This window comes from Methylobacterium isbiliense (assembly GCF_022179325.1).
In the GTDB taxonomy this organism is placed as follows: Bacteria; Pseudomonadota; Alphaproteobacteria; order Rhizobiales; family Beijerinckiaceae; genus Methylobacterium; species Methylobacterium isbiliense.
Genome location: NZ_BPQQ01000114.1, coordinates 1 through 17,915 on the forward strand (window position 1 = coordinate 1; position 17,915 = coordinate 17,915).

Annotated in this window: 18 protein-coding genes; 5 read left to right on the forward strand and 13 right to left on the reverse strand. The window is 72.3% G+C overall.

Going from position 1 to position 17,915, the window contains the following annotated elements; all coding sequences use genetic code 11:
- Nucleotides 1-25: 25 nt before the first annotated feature.
- Nucleotides 26-187, reverse strand: coding sequence for a YqaE/Pmp3 family membrane protein (locus MFF61_RS31860; protein WP_238241700.1), 162 nt, complete (start codon nt 185-187; stop codon nt 26-28).
- A gap of 116 nt (nt 188-303) precedes the next feature.
- Between MFF61_RS31860 and MFF61_RS31865 the strand changes: the two genes are divergently transcribed.
- Nucleotides 304-1,074 carry a hypothetical protein gene (locus MFF61_RS31865; RefSeq protein WP_238241701.1) on the forward strand — a complete coding sequence of 257 codons (771 nt, stop codon included), beginning with the start codon at nt 304-306 and terminating at the stop codon, nt 1,072-1,074.
- Between the two features lie 67 nt (nt 1,075-1,141).
- On the opposite strand, the gene MFF61_RS31870 is transcribed toward MFF61_RS31865, so the two are convergent.
- The 5 genes from MFF61_RS31870 to MFF61_RS31890 form a co-directional block, all read right to left on the reverse strand.
- Complete coding sequence (locus MFF61_RS31870) at nt 1,142-2,041, reverse strand: DUF4167 domain-containing protein (protein ID WP_238241702.1); 900 nt, start codon at nt 2,039-2,041, stop codon at nt 1,142-1,144.
- A 377-nt stretch (nt 2,042-2,418) separates the two neighbouring features.
- Nucleotides 2,419-3,330: a peptide chain release factor N(5)-glutamine methyltransferase gene (gene prmC, locus MFF61_RS31875; RefSeq protein WP_238241703.1), complete on the reverse strand. Its 912-nt coding sequence runs from the start codon at nt 3,328-3,330 to the stop codon at nt 2,419-2,421.
- Complete coding sequence (gene prfA / locus MFF61_RS31880) at nt 3,327-4,406, reverse strand: peptide chain release factor 1 (protein ID WP_238241704.1); 1,080 nt, start codon at nt 4,404-4,406, stop codon at nt 3,327-3,329. The genes prmC and prfA overlap by 4 nt, the downstream gene beginning before the upstream one ends.
- 488 nt (nt 4,407-4,894) lie before the next feature.
- The gene (gene ptsP / locus MFF61_RS31885) at nt 4,895-7,156 is read right to left on the reverse strand and encodes a phosphoenolpyruvate--protein phosphotransferase (RefSeq protein WP_238241705.1); all 2,262 of its coding nucleotides are present in this window, start codon (nt 7,154-7,156) and stop codon (nt 4,895-4,897) included.
- Between the two features lie 170 nt (nt 7,157-7,326).
- Complete coding sequence (locus MFF61_RS31890) at nt 7,327-8,562, reverse strand: aspartate kinase (protein ID WP_238241706.1); 1,236 nt, start codon at nt 8,560-8,562, stop codon at nt 7,327-7,329.
- A gap of 179 nt (nt 8,563-8,741) precedes the next feature.
- On the opposite strand from MFF61_RS31890, the gene ubiG reads away from it, so the two are divergent.
- Together ubiG and MFF61_RS31900 are read left to right on the forward strand one after the other, a co-directional pair.
- A complete protein-coding gene (ubiG, locus tag MFF61_RS31895) occupies nt 8,742-9,494 on the forward strand; it encodes a bifunctional 2-polyprenyl-6-hydroxyphenol methylase/3-demethylubiquinol 3-O-methyltransferase UbiG (protein WP_238241707.1) in 753 nt (250 codons plus the stop codon).
- A 204-nt stretch (nt 9,495-9,698) separates the two neighbouring features.
- Entirely contained in the window at nt 9,699-11,075 is a 1,377-nt protein-coding gene (locus MFF61_RS31900) for a TAXI family TRAP transporter solute-binding subunit (RefSeq protein WP_238241708.1), read from the forward strand.
- A 7-nt stretch (nt 11,076-11,082) separates the two neighbouring features.
- Here MFF61_RS31900 and tam read toward each other — a convergent pair whose 3' ends face one another.
- The 5 genes from tam to MFF61_RS31925 all read right to left on the reverse strand — a co-directional run bounded on the left by tam (nt 11,083) and on the right by MFF61_RS31925 (nt 14,821).
- The gene (tam, locus tag MFF61_RS31905; protein WP_238241709.1) at nt 11,083-11,859 is read right to left on the reverse strand and encodes a trans-aconitate 2-methyltransferase; all 777 of its coding nucleotides are present in this window, start codon (nt 11,857-11,859) and stop codon (nt 11,083-11,085) included.
- A gap of 173 nt (nt 11,860-12,032) precedes the next feature.
- Nucleotides 12,033-12,296: a hypothetical protein gene (locus tag MFF61_RS31910; protein WP_238241710.1), complete on the reverse strand. Its 264-nt coding sequence runs from the start codon at nt 12,294-12,296 to the stop codon at nt 12,033-12,035.
- Between the two features lie 292 nt (nt 12,297-12,588).
- Entirely contained in the window at nt 12,589-13,002 is a 414-nt protein-coding gene (locus MFF61_RS31915; RefSeq protein ID WP_238241715.1) for a DUF1236 domain-containing protein, read from the reverse strand.
- A gap of 162 nt (nt 13,003-13,164) precedes the next feature.
- Nucleotides 13,165-13,890, reverse strand: coding sequence for a sigma-70 family RNA polymerase sigma factor (locus MFF61_RS31920; RefSeq protein ID WP_238241711.1), 726 nt, complete (start codon nt 13,888-13,890; stop codon nt 13,165-13,167).
- A gap of 139 nt (nt 13,891-14,029) precedes the next feature.
- Complete coding sequence (locus MFF61_RS31925) at nt 14,030-14,821, reverse strand: class II glutamine amidotransferase (RefSeq protein WP_238241712.1); 792 nt, start codon at nt 14,819-14,821, stop codon at nt 14,030-14,032.
- A gap of 256 nt (nt 14,822-15,077) precedes the next feature.
- Between MFF61_RS31925 and MFF61_RS31930 the strand changes: the two genes are divergently transcribed.
- Complete coding sequence (locus tag MFF61_RS31930; protein ID WP_238241716.1) at nt 15,078-15,383, forward strand: hypothetical protein; 306 nt, start codon at nt 15,078-15,080, stop codon at nt 15,381-15,383.
- Between the two features lie 61 nt (nt 15,384-15,444).
- A complete protein-coding gene (locus MFF61_RS31935) occupies nt 15,445-15,621 on the forward strand; it encodes a hypothetical protein (protein WP_238241713.1) in 177 nt (58 codons plus the stop codon).
- A gap of 132 nt (nt 15,622-15,753) precedes the next feature.
- Here MFF61_RS31935 and MFF61_RS31940 read toward each other — a convergent pair whose 3' ends face one another.
- Nucleotides 15,754-16,602, reverse strand: coding sequence for a 23S rRNA (adenine(2030)-N(6))-methyltransferase RlmJ (locus MFF61_RS31940; RefSeq protein WP_238241714.1), 849 nt, complete (start codon nt 16,600-16,602; stop codon nt 15,754-15,756).
- A 10-nt stretch (nt 16,603-16,612) separates the two neighbouring features.
- A complete protein-coding gene (locus tag MFF61_RS31945; protein WP_238241717.1) occupies nt 16,613-17,893 on the reverse strand; it encodes a 2-oxo acid dehydrogenase subunit E2 in 1,281 nt (426 codons plus the stop codon).
- Between the last annotated feature and the right edge of the window lie 22 nt (nt 17,894-17,915).

Genomic DNA, 17,915 nt, shown 5'->3' on the forward strand with positions numbered 1-17,915 from the left:
GCCGGGGGTTTTCTGCGTGACCGGATCAGCGCCGCGTCACCACCCAGACGGCATGGACGAGGCCGGGAAAATAGCCGAACAATGTCAGCAGCAGGTTCAGCCAGAACTGCAGCCCGAGCCCGACCGTGAACAGCACCCCGACCGGCGGGATGATGACGAGCAGGATGATGCGGATGAGATTGCCCACCGTCGTCTCCGTTCTGTGCCAAGCGCCAAGCTGCCTGTGAACGGTCCGGCGCCGGATCGGTTCCCGAACGTCATCTCGCAGCAGGGGAGGGGAGGCGTGCGTCCCGCCGTGCCGTCGTGCTCGTCGATCTTGTCCACTATCTGACCTTGCCGGCCCCGCTCGCGCATCGCCGCTTCGGCTACGTGCGTGACAGCGTCTGGCTGCGCTCGCGCTCGCGGCGCTGCCGGGCGGCCTGGGCGCCCCATCTCGCCGCGGCGCGCGCTGTGGTGCGCGACGCCGTTGCGGCCTCGCCCGGGCGAGGGACGGCCGTCGTCCTCGGCTCGGGTCTCCTCGACGACGTGCCGCTCCCCGATCTGGCCGCAGCCTTCCGGCGCGTGGTGCTGGTTGATGCCGTGCATCCTTGGTCGGCGCGCCGCCAAGCCCGCCGCTTCGCCAACGTGACGCTCCTGACCATGGAGCTCAGCGGTGCCCTGCCGCTGCTCAGCGGGCGCGCCGACGATCTCGCCCCGGCCCTTCCGCCCGTCTGCTCAGACCCCGAAACGGATCTCGTCGTCTCCGCCAACCTGCTCTCGCAGTTGCCGATCCTTCCGGCCGAGCGGATCGCCGGGCGATGTCCGCAGACAGCGGAGGCCTTCGGTCGGCGCATCGTGGCGCAGCACCTCGATGCCCTCTCCGGGCTGCGCGCCAGAACCTGCCTCGTCACCGACGTGGAGGCGGTCGAGGAGGATCGGGCCGGCCGCGTGGTCGCGCGCACCGATCTTCTCCACGGCCTCGATCCCGGAGAGCCGGAGCGCGACTGGATCTGGGATCTCGCGCCATTCGGCGAGGCCGGACGCGATTTCCGCATCCGCCACCGCGTCATCGGATTCACCGATTGGCGCGGTTGATCCCGATGTGGGCGGAAGGCCGTCTCACGGCGAGCGGTGCGGAGCCGAGACTCCGCACCGCTGCGCATCATTCCGACGGCGCGTCGGTCGTCTTGGGCGGGAAGAGCTCGCCGCCTCCCTCGGCCGGAGCCTCGCCGGGGGCACCCTCGTAGCGGGTGCGGCGGCGGCGGCGCGGGCGGGCAGGGGCTTCTCCGGCGGCCTCGGCCGCAGGGGCCGGGACCGGCGCCGGCTCGGCCGCAGGGGCCGGCGGGCGGGCGGGGTTGGTCAGGAAAGCCGGCAGGCCGGGCTCCTCGGCGGGCGGCGCTTCGGCCCGCGGCTCCTCGCGGCGGGGCCGCTCGCGGCGGAACTCGCCGCGATTCTCGCCCCGGAACTCCTGGCGCTGCGGCTCGCCGCGAAAATCCTGCCGCTGGTGATCGCGCTGCTGGTGATCGCGCTCCTGCGGAGGCCGGTCCTGGCGATCCTGGCGCTGCGGCCGGTCGCGGTTCTGGAACCGCTCGCGACGGTCCTGCCGATCGAAGCGCGCGGGCCGGTTGTCGGGCTCGCCGCGGCTCTCGTAGGGCTGGGGCTGCTGGGAGGGATCGACGTAATCCTCGCCCCCATGGCCGTAGCCGTTCGGGGCGTAACCGTTGGGGCCGCGTCCCTCCGGACCTCCGGCCGCGTAGCCGTTCGCCTGCGGCCCCTCGTCGTCGCCCTCGTCGCCCTCGTCGTCGAAGGGTCCGCGGCCGAATCCGCCGAACTGCTGCCGGTACTGCTCGTTCGCAGCGGCGATGATGCGCTGGTAGTGCTCGCCGTGCTGGAAATAGTTCTCGGCCATCACCGGGTCGCCGCTCGCCTGCGCGTCGCGCGCGAGCTGCGCGTATTTCTCGGCGATATGCTGGGCGGTACCGCGGATCTTCACATCGGGGCCGTTCGATTCGTAGGCCCGGGTGAGCGGATTCGGGCCCTTGCTGCGGTTGCGGCCACGCATACGCCTGTTCTGATTTGGTCTCATCGGTCTAGACTGACCCTCGTTCGACACTCTCAAGGGACTGGACTGGGGACGAACCCGGTTGCGGCGCCGGCCGGCCTGTGAGCCGTCCGTACCCCAGCGACGATGTCCGTCGTGCACTGCTCAACCGCGGGCTCACGCGCGCTCGGGTCGCCCAACGATTGTCAGATACGGATCACCGAGCCGGACTGCCTTCGTGCCCCTGAATCTGCCCGGTGGTGGAAGATCGTCCAAGTTCCGCGCCTGGGATCGCGCCCAAAAACTTAGCCAGGCTGTCTTGCCGGACCATTCACGATCTGCCGGGGGACGTTAGCGGCTTCAGCATGTGGAGCCAAGTGAAATCGCACGCAAGAACATCAAAAACTTGAGGAATCCGCTGCCCCCGCGGAGCCGTGCCCCAGCACCGCCACCCGCGAGTGTCCGGCCAGATCGCGGCGCACCCCCAGCACGCGCAAGTCCGAGCCTTCCGCCAGGGCACGCAACGGCCCCTCCTGATCGAATCCCATCTCGACGACGAGCCGCCCCCCCGGCGCCAGCAGTTCCGGCGCCTGGGCGATGATCACCCGGTAGGCATCGAGCCCGTCCTCGCCGCCGTCGAGGGCGAGCCGGGGGTCGTGGGACCGCACCTCCTCGGCGAGCCCGGCGATGACTCTGGCGGCGATGTAGGGCGGATTCGAGACGATGACGTCGAAGGGCCCGCGCAGCGCCGCACCCCAGTCGCCCCGCACGAACAACGCCCGCGCGGCGACCGCGTTGCGCAGCGCATTGTCGCGGGCCGTGAGCAGGGCCTCGTGCGAGCGGTCGAGCCCGAGACCGATGGCGCGCGGCCACTCGGAGAGGAGCGCGACGAGGAGGCAGCCCGAGCCGGTGCCGAGGTCGAGCAGGCGGCGCGGGGCCTCGCGGGGAAGGCCGAGGGCGAGGGCGGCCTCCACCACCGTCTCGGTATCGGGGCGCGGCACCAGGGTGGCGGGCGAGAGCCGGAAGGGCAGGCCCCAGAAGTCCCAGGTGCCGAGGATGCGCGCCACCGGCTCCCCGGCTTCCCGCCGCGCCAGGGCCGCCTCCAGGCGCGCGGCGCCCTCGGGGCCGATCGGCTCGTCGCCCCGCAGGGCGAGGTCGACCGCCGAGAGGCCAAGGCTGTCGAGGGTCAGGATCCGGGCATCGAGGGCCGCGGTCTCGATGCCGCGTCCGGCGAGCCGGGCGCCCGCGCGCACCAGCGCCTGCGCCCGTGGGAGATCCGGCGCGAGGCCGTCGCCCACCTCCCGGCTCATCCCAGGCCTTCGGCGGCCAGGAGCGCCGCCTGATGCTCGGTGACGAGGGCGTCGACGAGTTCGTCGAGGGCGGTGCCGGCCAGCACCTCCTCCAGCTTGTAGAGCGTCAGGTTGATGCGGTGGTCGGTGACGCGGGCCTGCGGGAAGTTGTAGGTGCGGATGCGCTCCGAGCGGTCGCCGCTGCCCACCTGCGCCCGCCGGTCGGCGGCCCGCGCCGCATCCTTCTGGCTGCGCTCTTGCTCGTACAGGCGGGCCCGCAGCACGGCGAGCGCCTTCGCGCGGTTCTTGTGCTGCGAGCGCTCTTCCTGGACGAAGACCACGATGCCGCTCGGCACGTGGGTGATGCGGATTGCCGATTCGGTCTTGTTGACGTGCTGGCCGCCGGCTCCCTGCGCCCGCATGGTGTCGATCTTCAGGTCGGCCTCGTTGACGTGGATGTCGACGTCCTCGGCCTCGGGCAACACCGCGACGGTCGCCGCCGAGGTGTGGATGCGCCCCTGGGTCTCGGTCTCCGGCACGCGCTGCACCCGGTGGGCGCCGCTCTCGAACTTCAGCCGCGCGAAGACCCCGCGCCCCTTCACCTCCGCCACCACCTCGCGGTAGCCGCCCATCGTGCCCGGGCTCTCGGAGACGATCTCGACCTTCCAGCCCTTCAGGTCGGCGTAGCGCGCGTACATGCGGAAGAGGTCGCCCGCGAACAGGGCGGCCTCGTCCCCGCCCGTGCCGGCCCGCACCTCCAGGATGGCGCTCTTCTCGTCGGCCGCGTCCTTGGGCAGGAGCAGGATCTGCAGCGCCTTGGCGGCGGCGTCGCGCGCCGCCTCGGCGTCCGGCTTCTCCTCCGCGGCGAGCGCCCGCATCTCGGGATCGCCTTCCTGCAGCATCGCCTCGACGCCGCGCAGCTCCGCCTCGGCGGACCGGTAGGCCCGGATCGCCGCCACGACGTCGTCGAGGTCGGAGAGTTCGCGCGAGAGCTGGACGAAGCTGTCGGAATCGGCCTCGCCGGCGCTGAGCGTCGCCGTCACGATGTCGTGCCGCGCCAGGATGGCGTCGAGTCTGTCGGAAGGGATCGCGATCATCGGGTGGATATGGGCTTGCGTCTCGGCCGGATCATCCGGCAGCGGCGGCGCGCCTCACGCCGCCCGGAGCGCCCCGCGTATAGCAGGTCTGGGCCGTCTGGCGAGGCGCCCGGAAGCACGGGCGTCCTGCACTTTGCGCGGAGACGGGGTGCGCCCCTTGTGGTGAACCACGCAACGTGGTCCCATCTGAGGGCGAGGACCCGCGGGTGGCACCCCGCGAGCCCTCTTTGTTGGATGCATGTCCAACATCAGCCCGATCGTGATGGTGATGAGCCATCCGGTCGGGCCATTCGCGACCGTGATCGTCACGAACGATAACCCGTTCACATCGTTCACCCCCTTCCCTGTGATGCCGGCTCGGTGGGCGGCGGTCGGCAAAGCCGCCGCTAGCCTCGCGTGCCACGAGGCCCTCGCGACAGGGAATGCTACGTCCAACGCCCGCAGGTATCGCAGCGGAAGGTCGAAGTCTCAAGCGACCAACAAGCAGGTCAGACCGGGATGCCGTGCGCCTCGGCGAAGGCCGCGAGCGCCGGGCGCAGCGAGGCGCCGTCGCCCGTCCGGGCCAGTTCCGCCTCCAGGAAGGCCCCGATCGCGCCGGCATCGAGGCTGAGCACCATCGCCTTCACCGGGCCGATCGCGGCCGGCGACATCGAGAGGGCGCGGAAGCCCAGGCCGATCAGCGCCATGGCTTCGAGCGGGCGCCCGCCGATCTCGCCGCAGACCGAGACCGGGGTGCCGGCCGCGTTGGCCCGCTCGGCGATGATGCGGAAGGCCCGCAGGGCCGCGGCGCAGAGCGGGTCGAAGCGGTTGGCGACCTGGCGGTTCTCGCGGTCGACCGCGAACAGGAACTGCATCAGGTCGTTCGAGCCTACCGACAGGAAGTCGGCCGCCGCCGCGATCTCGTCCATCTGGAACAGCAGCGAGGGCACCTCGACCATCACGCCGAGGCGGCACTCCGCCGGCAGGGGATGGCCGTGGCGGGCGAGATGCGCCTTCTCGCGCTCCACGATCGCCTTGGCTCGGACGAACTCGTCCACGGTGGCGACCATCGGGAACATGATCCGCAGCGGGCGCCCGCCCGCCGCCTTGAGGAGGGCGCGCAGCTGCATGCGCAGCAGCCCCGGCCGGTCGAGGCCGATGCGGATCGCCCGCCAGCCCAGCGCCGGGTTCTCCTCCTCCGGCGCCTTCATGTAGGGCAGGACCTTGTCGCCCCCGATGTCGAGGGTGCGGACCGTCACCGGCAGGTCGCCCGCGGCCGCGAACACGGCCTCGTAGAGCACCTGCTGCTCGGCCGCCGCGGGCATGCGCTCGGCCACCATGAACTGCAGCTCGGTGCGGAAGAGCCCGATGCCCTCGGCGCCGGTCTCCTGCAGGTGCGAGAGGTCGACGAGCAGCCCGGCATTGAGCTGCAGCGAGATCGGCACCCCGTCGCGCGTCAGCGACGGCAGGTCGCGCAGCGCCCGGTACTGTTCCTGGCGGCGGGCGCGCAGCCGCGCCTTCTCGGCATAGGCCGCCTCGACCTCGGGGCCGGGGCGGATCTGCACCTCGCCGGTGGCGCCGTCGACGATGATGGCATCGCCCGATTCGACGAGCGCGGTGGCGTTGGCCACCTCGCCCACCGCCGGAATGCCGAGCGCCCGCGCCACGATGGCGATGTGGCTCGTCGGCCCGCCTTCCTCCAGCACCACCCCGCGCAGGCGGGCGCGGTCGTAGTCGAGCAGGGCCGCCGGTCCCATCGAGCGGGCCACCAGGATGGCGTTCTCCGGCATCGCACCGGGGCCGGCTCCCGCATGGCCCACGAGCTGGCGCAGCAGGCGGTTGGCGAGATCGTCGAGATCGTGCAGCCGCTCGCGCAGGTAGGGGTCGCTCTGGCGCAGCATGCGGGCCCGGTTGTCCGACTGCACCCGCTCGACGGCGGCCTCGGCGGTCAGCCCCGAGAGCACGGCCTCGCGCATGCGGCGCAGCCAGCCCTGGTCGTGGGCGAACATCCGCACCGTCTCCAGCACCTCCCGGTGCTCGCCCGCCCCCGCGACGTCGCCGCGCTCCACCAGATCGTCGATGGCCGAGCGCACCTCCGCGATGGCGGTCTCGAGCCGGGCCACCTCCCGCTCGACGTTCTCGGCGATGAGGTTCTTGACCACGATGCGCGGCTCGTGAAGCACCACGTGGCCGAGGCCGACGCCGTCCGCGAGCGGCACCCCCGCCTGGACGAGGGCGCGGCGCGACGCGTTGACGGTGCCCGGCGAGAGCGCCTGCAGCTCGCCCGAGGCGATCATCTCCGCCAGCACCATGGCGGTGGTCTGGAGCGCCTCGATCTCCTCCTCGGAATAGACCCGGTAGGTCCGGTTCTGCACCACCAGCACGCCGAGCGTGTTGCCGGCCCGCAGGAGCGGCACGCCCAGGAAGGCGTGATAGATCTCCTCGCCGGTCTCGGGCCGGTAGGAATAGGCCGGGTGCGACTGCGCGTCGGAGAGCGAGAGCGGCTCGGCGGTGGCGGCGATCAGGCCGACCAGACCCTCGCCCGCCCGCATGGTGGTGAGGTGCACCGCCTCGCGGTTGAGGCCCTCCGTGGCGAACAGCTCCATCGTGCCGTCGTCGCGCATCACGTAGACGGAGCAGACCTCGGCCACCATGTTGGCCGCGATGATCACGACGATGCGGTCGAGGCGCGCCTGCGCGCCGACCGGCTCCGCCATGGCTTCGCGGAGGCGGCGCAGTAGCAGGCGCGGGCCTCCAGGCGCAGCGGGCATCGTGTGGTCTTCCACCCTTCGGCGAGCCGGGCCCGGCGCAGGGCAACCGTGAGGTGCCCTGGGGCCGGGACCACGGGACGGGCCTCGTCACGGCCGTATAGCGAGTCCGGCGCCCGGCGGGCAAGCGCCGTCTCCCGCGCCTGCCCCGCTCCGGCCGAAAGTCCGACCCGTCAGGCCTTGTCGAGGCCGTAGAGCGAATGCAGCGTGCGCACCGCCAGTTCCGTATAGGCGGCGTCGATCAGGACCGAGAACTTGATCTCGGAGGTGGTGATCGCCCGGATGTTGATGCCCTTGTCGGCGAGAGCCCGGAACGCCTTGGCGGCGACGCCCGCGTGGCTGCGCATGCCGATGCCGATCGCCGAGATCTTCACCACGTCGGTGGCTCCCTCGATCCGCTCGAAGTCGATCACGCCGGTCTGTGCATCGAGGATCGAGCGGGCGCGCTCGTAATCGTTGGCCGGCACCGTGAACGTCATGTCGGTGGTGTCGCCGTCGCTCGACACGACCTGGATGATCATGTCGACGTTGATGTTGGCGTCCGCCAGCGGGCCGAAGATGGCGGCCGCGATGCCGGGCTTGTCCTTCACTCGGCGGAGCGTGATCTGGGCCTCGTCCTTGGAGAAGGCGATGCCCGTGATGATCTGCTGTTCCACGATGTCGTCCTCGTCGCAGATGAGGGTGCCGGGGCGGGCGTCGTCGGGGTCGTCGAAGGAGGAGCGGACCGTGGTCGGCACCCGGTGCACCATCGCGAGTTCGACCGAGCGCACCTGCAGCACCTTGGCGCCGAGGGAGGCCATCTCCAGCATCTCCTCGAAGGCGACGCGCTCCAGGCGCCGGGCCTTGGGCACGATGCGCGGGTCGGTGGTGTAGACGCCGTCGACGTCCGTGTAGATGTCGCAGCGTTCCGCCCCGATCGCCGCCGCCACCGCCACCGCGCTGGTGTCGGAGCCGCCGCGGCCCAGGGTGGTGAGGCGCCCGGTCTCGGCGTGGATGCCCTGGAAGCCCGCGATCACCGCGATCTCGCCGCGCCGGAAGCCGGCATCGAGCCGCGAACCGTCGATCTGCGCGATGCGGGCCGAGCCGTGCTGGTCGGAGGTCTCGATCGGGATCTGCCAGCCCTGCCAGGACCGGGCCCTGAGGCCCATCTCGTTGAGCACGATGGCGAGCAGCCCGGACGTCACCTGCTCGCCCGAGGCCACCACCGCGTCGTACTCGGATTGCGCGTAGAGGGGCGAGGCGTCCTTGCACCACGCGACGAGTTCGTTGGTCTTGCCGGCCATCGCCGAGACCACGACCGCGACCTCGTAGCCGGCGCGGACCTCGCGGGCGACGTGGCGGGCGACGTTGCGGATGCGGTCGACCGTGGCGACGGACGTGCCGCCGAATTTCATCACCAAGCGGGGCATGGCACCAGGGAAGGTTTGCCGGGCGCGGGCAGGCCTGCGCGATGCCGGGCGGGTAGCCGGGGCGGGGGCGGGTGTCAATCAGGGGCGCGGCGGCCTCCCGCCCGGGCGATTGGCCCGACCGCGCCGATGCGCTACCTCGGGAGCGGCCGCCCTCGCGCGCGGCTCCGGAGACCGCGCCGATGAGCCCGCCTGCCGCCTCCTCGATCGACCGCGACGAGGTCGCCCGCTTCGAGCGCATCGCCGCGACGTGGTGGGACGAGGCCGGACCGATGCGGGTGCTGCACCGCTTCAACCCGGTGCGCCTGACCTACATCCGCGACGCCCTCTGCCGGCATCACGGCCGCGACCCGCTCTCTTCCGCGCCCCTCGACGGTCTGCGGATCGTCGATATCGGCTGCGGCGGCGGCGTGCTCTCCGAGCCGCTGGCCCGCCTCGGGGCCGCCGTCACCGGCCTCGATCCGGCGCCGACCAACATCCGCGTCGCGCGCGCCCACGCGGAGGAGGCGGGCGTGCCGGTCGACTACCGTGAGGAGACGATCGAGGCGGTGGTCGCGGCGGGCGAGCGGTTCGACGCCGTGCTGGCGATGGAGGTGGTGGAGCACGTCGCCGACCGCACGGCCTTCATCCGCACCGCCTGTGCGGCGGTGAAGCCGAGGGGATTGTTGTTCGCGGCGACCATCAACCGGACTATGCGCTCCTACGCGCTCGCCATCGTGGGGGCCGAGTACGTACTCGGCTGGCTGCCGAAGGGCACCCACGACTGGGACAAGTTCGTCACGCCGGACGAACTCGGCCGCGACGTCGCAGCCGGGGGGCTTCGCGTCACCGACCTCACCGGCGTCGTCTACAACCCCCTCGGCGACGTCTGGCGTGCCGCCCGCGACACCGGCGTGAACTACATGATCACCGCCGAGCGTCAGCGAGCAGAATAATCCTCGGATCATTCGGCCGGTCTCTCGCCCGCCGCATCGTGCGCACTCCGAAACTCATCCCCGGGACTGGCCGCGAATTCGGTTTACGATGCTGTGGGCCGAGACATCATGGCGGCGTCGCCCACCGCAACTCTGGCGCGGCCAGGAGGGTTCTTCCTCAGGGGCCGCAGCGGCTCCGGTGCGGCGCGTGAACGGGACGAACGGATGCGGGGCGTGTCCTTCCGGCGGGAGGTGGTGTTCCTGATCATCGCGGTGCTGCTCGCCGCGGCGGCCGGGCTCGCCTTCTATCTCTCGCGCGCCACCACGCTCACCATCGCGGTCGCCCCGAGCGGTGGCACTGAGCCGGCGCTGATCCGCGCCTATGCGGACGCGCTGGCCGCCCAGCACAAGAGCCTGCAGCTGCGGATCCTGTCCTTCGACGGCGTGCAGGAGAGCGCCGCGGCGCTCCAGGACGGGCGGGCGGATCTCGCGGTGGTGCGGCCCGACGTGGCGCTGCCGAACAACGGCCTCACCCTGGCGATCCTGCGCGAGCAGGCGGTGATCGTGGCCACGCCCGAGTCGAGCGGGATCAAGACGTTTCCTGACCTCGCCCGCAAGCGCCTCGCCTTCCTGCCCGAGCGTCCCGCCGACCAGGCGGTGATCCAGCGGGTGATCCAGCATTACGGCCTCAGCCTCGCGACCGAGCCGGGCTCCGGTCCGCCGGCGCCTCGCAGCGTGGCGCTGGTGGGCGTCGAGGAGCAGGACCTGCCGGAGGCCTTCGCGGGCAAGCGCGTGGATGCCCTGGTGATCCTGACCACGCCGACGACGCCGGCGGCGATGCGGATCCTGCGCATCGTCCAGAATGCCAGCCGGAACCGGAAGGTCACCCTGTTGGGCGTCGCGGAGGCGCAGGCCTTCGTCGAGCGCCAGCCGCGCCTCCAGGCCGTGACCGTCCCGGAGGGGCTGTTCGGGGGCAATCCGAAGATCCCCGAGGAGGCGGTGACCACCATCGGCACCTCCTACCGCCTGATGGCGCGGGCCACGCTCGCGCGCAACGTTGCCGCCGAGGTGACGCAGCACCTGTTCGAGATGCGAGCCAGCCTTGCCGAGGCCGTGCCGGCGGCGAACGCTCTGGCGGCGCCCGCCTACGACGCCAACGCGGCCGCCACCAGCGCCAAGCTGCCCATCCACCCCGGCGCGATCGACTATTACGAGCGCGAGCAGCAGGGCTTCATCGAGCGCTACGAGACCTGGATCTACCTCGTGGCGTTCCTGGGCGGCGGCCTCGGCTCCGCCTTCGCGTGGTTGAGCCAGCGCCTGTCGCGGCTGCGGCGCGAGCGCGTCGAGATCGCCACCGCCCGCCTGCTCGAACTGCGCTCCACGGCCCGGCGCAGCGCCGACCGGGCGGCGCTCGACGAGATGGCCGCGGAGATCGACGATCTCGCGGCGAACATCGCCCGCTACGCCCTCAACCGCCCGACCGAGGACCGCACCCTGACGGCCGCCGGCATCGCCATCGACGCGGCGCGCTCGACCGTCCGCCGGGCGATCGCCGCGGCGGAGCCGGGCGGCACGAAGCCGAGCTTGCGGGCGGTGGAGTGAAGCGCCCTCACCGCACCCGCCGCGCCACCACGAACAGACGCGGGAAGGGCAGGAGCACGCGTCCGTCCGTCTGCGGCGGGTAGGCGTCCACGAGCGCCTGTTCGTAGCGGGCCAGGAAGGCCGCCTGGGCCTCCCCGTCGAGGGGCGCGAGGTAGGGGCGCAGGCCCGTGCCCTTCACCCACTCGACAATGCCGCAATGGCCTGCGAGCGGATGCACGTAGGTGGTCCGCCAGATCTCGACCGTGCAGCCGGCCGCCGTGAGCCACGCGTCGTAGTCGCGGATGCTCCCGAGCTGCGTCCGCGAGGCGGCCGCAGCCGCGAGGGTTTCGGCGAAGGGCGGCTCCGCCGCCACGGCGCGCATCAGGCGGTGCGAGGGTTCCTCGAGATTGTCGGGCATCTGCACCGCAAGGCAGCCGCCCGGGGCGAGGCGCCGGGCGAGCCCCGGCAGCAGCGTCGCGTGGTCGGGCAGCCATTGCAGCACCGCGTTGGCGAACAGCAGGTCCGGCGCCGGCTCGGGCACGAACTGGGCCACGTCGGCCTGAACGAAGGGGCACCCGGGCAGGCGCCGGCGGGCTTCGGCCAGCATGTCGGACGAGGAATCGACTCCCAAGACCCGGGCCTCGGGGAAGCGGGCGGCGAGCAGTTCCGTGCTGTTGCCCGGTCCGCAGCCGAGATCGACCACGTGGGCGGGCGCCGCCAGCGGCACCCGCGCGAGCAGGTCGGCGGCCGGGCGCGTGCGCTCATCGGCGAATTTGAGGTACTGGGCCGCGTCCCAACCGGCCATCGCATCCTCCAGCCCCGCGTGGTCGGGGCGAAGCTTGCCCGGGGGCCAAGTCGGCGCAAAGCCGATCCGGGCGGAGATGCCCCACCGTGCGGACCGCATCTCGGACGCGTGGCGCCGCCGCACCGGCCCCGGCCCGCGACGCCCGGACCGGTTCTCCGCCGGCGCCGGAACGCTCAGCGGGCGTCGTTGCCGCCGGAGCCGCCGGTGAGGTCGCGCAAGGCCGCCTCCACCGCCTCGGCCCCCGCTTCCTGCGCCTTCAGGCGCCGCTCCAGCCGGCGCAGCTGCGGGTCGAACGCCGAGGGCAGGGCCGGATCGCCGAGATAATCCGGCTTCTCGGCCTGCGCGTTGTAGGTGGCCCGCAGCTGCTGGGCGAGGTGGTCCCGCACCCGATCGGGCAGGGGCGCCTTGCGGTCGTCGTTCGGGTCGTCGGTCTCCATGATCGGTTCCTGTTCATCGATCGGACGACCCGAGGATTCATGTCCTCGATCGCGCGGCTCTTGCGCGCCGCAGCGCTCAGATGAGGTCGTCCGATGTCCTTGCCCGAAGATTGGTCATGAACAACGGTCGATCCCGTCGATCGTTGCGCCACCCGGCCGGGTGACGATCTGCCCGCTGCGGTGACATATTCGTGAGAGACAAACAAAACCCGGCCTGCCGGGTGGCGGGCCGGGTTCGGGGGCTGGCGCCGCGTCACGCGGCGCCGGGAAACATGGTCGGCGATCAGGCGCCTTAGTCGATGACCTGCACGATGCGGCGGGTGCCCGGGTCGACCAGCACGACGCGGTCGTTCACGACTGTGTAGCGACGGCCGCGCACCCCGTACTCGGCGGGCACCTCGTAGTAGCTCACGCCGGAGGAGGGCAGCACGGTGCCGACCGCGATGTCGCCGTCGTAGTCGTAGGAGCGCACGCGGCGGCTGGTGGCGTATTCGCGGAAGCGCGGACGCTCGTCGACGCCGAGCAGGCCGCCGACCGCACCCGTGGCCGCGCCGACCGCGCCACCGACGATGCCGCCGATCGGGCCGGCCGCGTCCGCGCCTTCCTGCGCGCCGCGCTCGGCGCCGCGCACGAGGCCCTGGGCCTGCGCCGCCACCGGCAGGGAGAGGGCGAGAGCCGCGGCAGCGATCAGCGTCTTGGTCTTCATCATCCTGAATCTCCGTTTCGGTTCAGTCCGCCCCGGTCGAGCGAAGCGGCATTCGGCGGGAGTAACTCCGCGATGCGCGAAACGGTTCAGTCGTCCTCTGCCTAATTGCGATGCAGAATCGCGCCGCCGGTCGAGAGGTTCGGGAGAGGGGCGGCGCGTCGCTCAGGCGTCCTTCGGCATCGCCGACTGGATCAGCCGGTCGGTGCCGAGGTCCTCCTCGTCGTAGCCCAGGAGTTCGGCGAGGCGGTTGCGGGCGCGGCTGACCCGGCTCTTCACCGTGCCGACCTTGCAGCCCATGATCGTGGCCGCCTCCTCGTAGGACACGCCCTCGGCGCCCACCAGAACCAGAGCCTCGCGCTGGTCGGGGGGCAACTTGGCCAGGGCGCTCTGCAGGTCCTCCACGTCGAGCCGGTCGCCCTGATGCGGGGCGGTGGCGAGGCGGGCCGCATAGGAGCCGTCCTGATCCTCCACCTCGCGCACGCGCTTGCGGTGGTCCGAGTAGAAGATGTTGCGCAGGATGGTGAACAGCCACGCGTTCAGGTTGGTGCCGGGCTGGAACCGCGCCCGGTGCTGCCAGCCCTTCAGCAGCGTGTCCTGCACGAGGTCGTCGGCCCGCGCGGTGTTGCTGGTGAGCGAGAGCGCGAAGGCGCGCAGCGACGGCACCGCCTGCAGCAGCCCGTCGCGAAACTCCGGACGCACCACCTCGCCCTGGGCGGCGAGCGCCGCTTCGAGCCGGGCGATCAGTTCGGCGAAGCGCCCGCTCGGGTCCTCGTCGCCGAGGCCCTCGTAGGCGACGCGCAACTGATCGCCGAGATGGCTGCGGATCATGGCGGAGAGGCCCGGCCGCAGGTCCTGCGGCCCTTCGGGACCGGTGTCACGCGTCGTCATGGCTGTCGCATCCGCCTGCCTGCGGGGCAGACGCCGTGTCCTGCCCAGTCCGATCTGGTCTCGCGCATCGTGCCTCCCGGCGCACCCTTCGGATGTGGGTCGCGATCCTCACTCCGAAAAGGCCGCCCGTTCGCGGCGTTCAGCCCCCGACCGCTGCGCCCGCCTCGTCGCCATCCGGTACGCCGAGACGGAATGCCAGGACCGTGCCGGGCGGGAGGTCGATCCAGCGTTCGTCGCGGGTGAGTGGCTGCGTGGCCACAACCGTCACGATGTCGTGCGGCGTCGTCTCCTCGGAGAAGTCCACGCGCCAGTCCTCGTCGATCAGGGTGGCGGTGCCGAAGGGAGCCCGCCGGGTGAGGTAGCACAGGCGCTTGCCGCAATGCGCGTAGAGGGTGCGGCTGTCGGTGAGCAGCATGTTGAACACGCCGAGCCCGTGCAGCTCCGCGGCGAGCGCCCGCACCGCCCCGTCGAGGAGGGTCGGGCGCGGCAGCGTCTTCCAGCGGGCTTCGAGCCGCCCCAGCATCCAGCAGAAGGCATGCTCGCTGTCCGTGGTGCCCACCGGCCGGAAGCGGCCGAGGGCCAGCCGCTTCACGCCCTTGAGCTGACCGTTATGCGCGAACGTGAAGGTGCGGCCCCACAACTCCCGGCTGAACGGATGGGTGTTCTCCAGCGCCACCCGGCCCCGGTTGGCGCGGCGCACATGCGCCACCACGATGCGGCTCTTGATCGGATACTGGCGGATCAGCCGGGCGATCTCCGAGCGGGCGCTCGCCTCCGGATCGTGAAAGCTGCGGCATCCCCGCCCCTCGTAGAAGGCGATGCCCCAGCCGTCCCCGTGCGGGCCGGTCTCCCCACCGCGGCGGGCGAGGCCCGCGAAGCTGAAGCGGATGTCGGTGGGCACGTTGGCGCTCATGCCGAGCAGTTCGCACATCGCTCAGGTCAGACCATTCTCGCGGGCAGCGATCGGCAGGGCCGCCGAGGGGGGAGCGCACTCTTCCCGAAACCGGGCCGGCGGCGCAATCCCCGAAGCGGGACGCGGCCGGACCGTCCCGCCCTGGTGCCCGGGCCGCCACACCGTCCGCACCGGAGCCATCTCCACACCGTTACTATAATCCCGATGCGAACTGCGGCAGTATAAGGGCGTTGTCCGTGCCTCGATGCCGGAGGTGCCGAAGGTGATCCACGTGATGATGGCGCGGCGCGGCGCGGCGGTGCTGATCGTCGCCGGACTCGTGACGCCGGCCGCCGCGCAGCAGCGCCCCTCGACCGTGACGATGCTGTGCAGCCAGGCCGCCGGCCTGATCGCGGCCCGTGGCGCCCTGGTGCTCGGCACGGGCGGGCCGACCTTCGACCGCTTCGTGCGCGACCGCAGCTTCTGCGAGCCGACCGAGATCACCTCGCGCGCCTTCGTGCCGACCCGCGACAACCCGGAATGCTTCATCGGCTACCGCTGCAAGGAGCCCGGCCGCGACTTCTTCGGCGACGACGAGTGAGGCGGGCCAGAACCGCCTCCGCCTCCGCACGTTGGCCCGGTCCCGGCCCGCGAGGTGCGCCATGCCCGAGATCAAGACAACCCAGACCCCGCCGGCCGCGTCGCAGGCCGACGAGTCCGACATCGCGGCCCCGCGGCTGACGCCCCAGGGCCGCACCGATCCCGACGCCAGGGGCGAGGACGCCACCGATCCGGCCGGCGGTGCGAAGCAGGGCCAGACCGACAAGGCCGAAGGGTAGGCTCTGGCCCGGGTCCCTGCAGCCCCCCCGCATCATGCGCCGACGCGGTCGCCGGTTCGGCGGCGGGCCTGATGCACCGTCGTGAGCCTCGGCAGACTTGCGCCTCGGCAGACTTGCGCCGTGCGGTTCCGCTCAGGCGGCCCGCCCGATCGCCTCGCAGCGGAAGGCCCCGTAGCCGCCGCGGGCGAGCCGTTCCGCCAGGGCCGGCAGCGCCAGGTCCATCTCCGCGGCGAGCGTATAGGGCGGGTTCACCACGATGAGCCCGCTGCCCGCGAGGCGGCTCGGGTCGTCCGGCCGGTCGATCAGCAGGTCGAGGCGCAGGGCCGGCCGTTCGAGGGCGACGCTCAGGGCGGCGGCCATGCGGTCGACGGCGCCGATGTCCTTGATCGGGTACCATGCGAGATAGAGGCCGGTCGGCCACTTGGAGACCGCGCGCGCGAGGTCGCGCCCGAGCCGGTCGATCTCGCCCGGCACCTCGTAGGGCGGGTCGATCAGCACGAGGCCGCGGCGCTCCTTCGGCGGGATCAGCGCCGGCAGCGCCGTCCAGCCATCCAGCGCCATCACCTTGGTGCGCGGGTCGCGGTTGAAGCGTTCGCGCAGGAGCGCGCCGTCCGCCGGGTGCAGCTCCACGAACACGCCCTGGTCCCCGGGGCGCAGGAACTCGCGGATCAGCGCGGGCGAGCCCGGATAGGTCTCGGGGCCGTGCCGGGCCTGCACGGCGGCCACGGCATGCCGGTAGGGCGCGAGCAGCGCTTCCACGGCGGCGTCGAACGGCGCGGCGAGCCGGCCCCAGCCGTCATGCCACTCCCCCGTGCGCGCCGCCTCCTCGGCGGTGAGGTCGTAGAAGCCGATCCCCGCATGCGTGTCGATGGCCCGGAACGGCGCCGCCTTGCGCTGCAGGTAGGCGAGCACGCGGGTCAGCACGAGGTGCTTGAGGACGTCGGCGTGGTTGCCGGCGTGGAAGGCGTGCCGGTAGTTCACCGCCGCCCTCTCACTGCGCCGCCCGCCGGATGTCCGCCAGCACGCCCGCCACATGGGCGAGGAAGCGCGCCGCCGCCACGCCGTCCACCACGCGGTGATCCCACGACAGGCTCAGGGGCAGGATCAGCCGCGGCTGGAACAGCGCGCCGTCCCAGACCGGCGCGATGCGGGCGGGCGCGGCCCCCAGGATCGCCACCTCGGGCGCGTTGATGATCGGCGTGAAGCCGTCCCCGCCGACGCCGCCGAGCGACGAGACCGAGAAGCAGCCGCCCTGCATGGCGCTGCCCGGCAGGGTGCCGGCGCGGGCCAGCGCCGCCAGCTCCGCCATCTCCTGCGCGATGGCGACGATTCCCTTGCGGTCGCAATCCCGCACCACCGGCACCACGAGGCCGCGGGGGGTATCGGCGGCGAAGCCCACGTGGACGTAGTCCTTCAGGATCAGATCGCCGCCGTCGAGGACGGCGTTGAAGCGCGGATAGGCCCGCAGGGCCGCGGCCGCCGCCTTCATCAGGAAGGCCGTCATCGTGACCTTCACGGCGGGTGAGGCCCCGTTCAGCTCGCGCCGGAAGGCTTCCGTCTCGGTGACGTCGGCGTGGTCGAAATTGGTGACGTGCGGGATGGTGAGCCAGTTGCGGGCAAGGTTGGGACCCGAGAGCTGCTGCAGGCGCGACAGCGGCTCGCGCCGCACCGGCCCGAACTTCGCCGGATCGACCTGCGGCCACGCGGGCAGCCCGGCGGCGAGGCCTGCGCCGATCCCTGCGGCCGGCGCGGGCGGCGCTGCGGGCGCGGCCAGCGCCCCGCGGATGTAGCCCTGCACGTCCTCCTTCAGGATCCGTCCGGCCGGACCGCTCGGCGCGACCGCTGCGAGCGGCACACCGAGTTCCCGCGCGTAGGCCCGCACCGACGGGGTTGCATGGGGGCCGGCAGGGGAGGCCTCCGGCGCTTGAGGCGGCGCGGAGGTCGGGATCGGGGCCGCGGCGGGCGGCGCTGAAGGGGCCGGGTCGGCCGGTGCCTGAGGGAGCGCCGCGGAGGGCTGGGGCGCGGCCTCGCCCGACGTGTCGACGGTGAGGAGCGGCGTGCCGGCCGAGACCCGGTCGCCGACCGCGACCAGGATCTCCGCCACGATGCCCGCCACCGGCGAGGGCACCTCCATCGTCGCCTTGTCCGATTCGAGCGTGACGAGCCGGTCGTCCACCGCGATGCGGTCGCCCGGCTTGATCAGGATCTCGACGATCGGGACGTCCGAGAAGTCGCCGATATCGGGCAGCGTGACGGGCAGGCGGGTGGTCATCGGGGCGGGGTGGTCTCGCGCG

Coding starts and splice junctions, on each gene's coding strand:
- MFF61_RS31930 (WP_238241716.1), top strand. CDS start 15,078: ATGATGGCGCGGCGCGGCGCGGCGGTGCTGATCGTCGCCGGACTCGTG.
- MFF61_RS31935 (WP_238241713.1), top strand. CDS start 15,445: ATGCCCGAGATCAAGACAACCCAGACCCCGCCGGCCGCGTCGCAGGCC.
- MFF61_RS31910 (WP_238241710.1), bottom strand. CDS start 12,296: ATGGAGACCGACGACCCGAACGACGACCGCAAGGCGCCCCTGCCCGAT.
- MFF61_RS31925 (WP_238241712.1), bottom strand. CDS start 14,821: ATGTGCGAACTGCTCGGCATGAGCGCCAACGTGCCCACCGACATCCGC.
- MFF61_RS31945 (WP_238241717.1), bottom strand. CDS start 17,893: ATGACCACCCGCCTGCCCGTCACGCTGCCCGATATCGGCGACTTCTCG.
- MFF61_RS31920 (WP_238241711.1), bottom strand. CDS start 13,890: ATGACGACGCGTGACACCGGTCCCGAAGGGCCGCAGGACCTGCGGCCG.
- MFF61_RS31915 (WP_238241715.1), bottom strand. CDS start 13,002: ATGAAGACCAAGACGCTGATCGCTGCCGCGGCTCTCGCCCTCTCCCTG.
- prfA (WP_238241704.1), bottom strand. CDS start 4,406: ATGATCGCGATCCCTTCCGACAGACTCGACGCCATCCTGGCGCGGCAC.
- prmC (WP_238241703.1), bottom strand. CDS start 3,330: ATGAGCCGGGAGGTGGGCGACGGCCTCGCGCCGGATCTCCCACGGGCG.
- ubiG (WP_238241707.1), top strand. CDS start 8,742: ATGAGCCCGCCTGCCGCCTCCTCGATCGACCGCGACGAGGTCGCCCGC.
- tam (WP_238241709.1), bottom strand. CDS start 11,859: ATGGCCGGTTGGGACGCGGCCCAGTACCTCAAATTCGCCGATGAGCGC.
- MFF61_RS31870 (WP_238241702.1), bottom strand. CDS start 2,041: ATGCGTGGCCGCAACCGCAGCAAGGGCCCGAATCCGCTCACCCGGGCC.
- ptsP (WP_238241705.1), bottom strand. CDS start 7,156: ATGCCCGCTGCGCCTGGAGGCCCGCGCCTGCTACTGCGCCGCCTCCGC.
- MFF61_RS31890 (WP_238241706.1), bottom strand. CDS start 8,562: ATGCCCCGCTTGGTGATGAAATTCGGCGGCACGTCCGTCGCCACGGTC.
- MFF61_RS31900 (WP_238241708.1), top strand. CDS start 9,699: ATGCGGGGCGTGTCCTTCCGGCGGGAGGTGGTGTTCCTGATCATCGCG.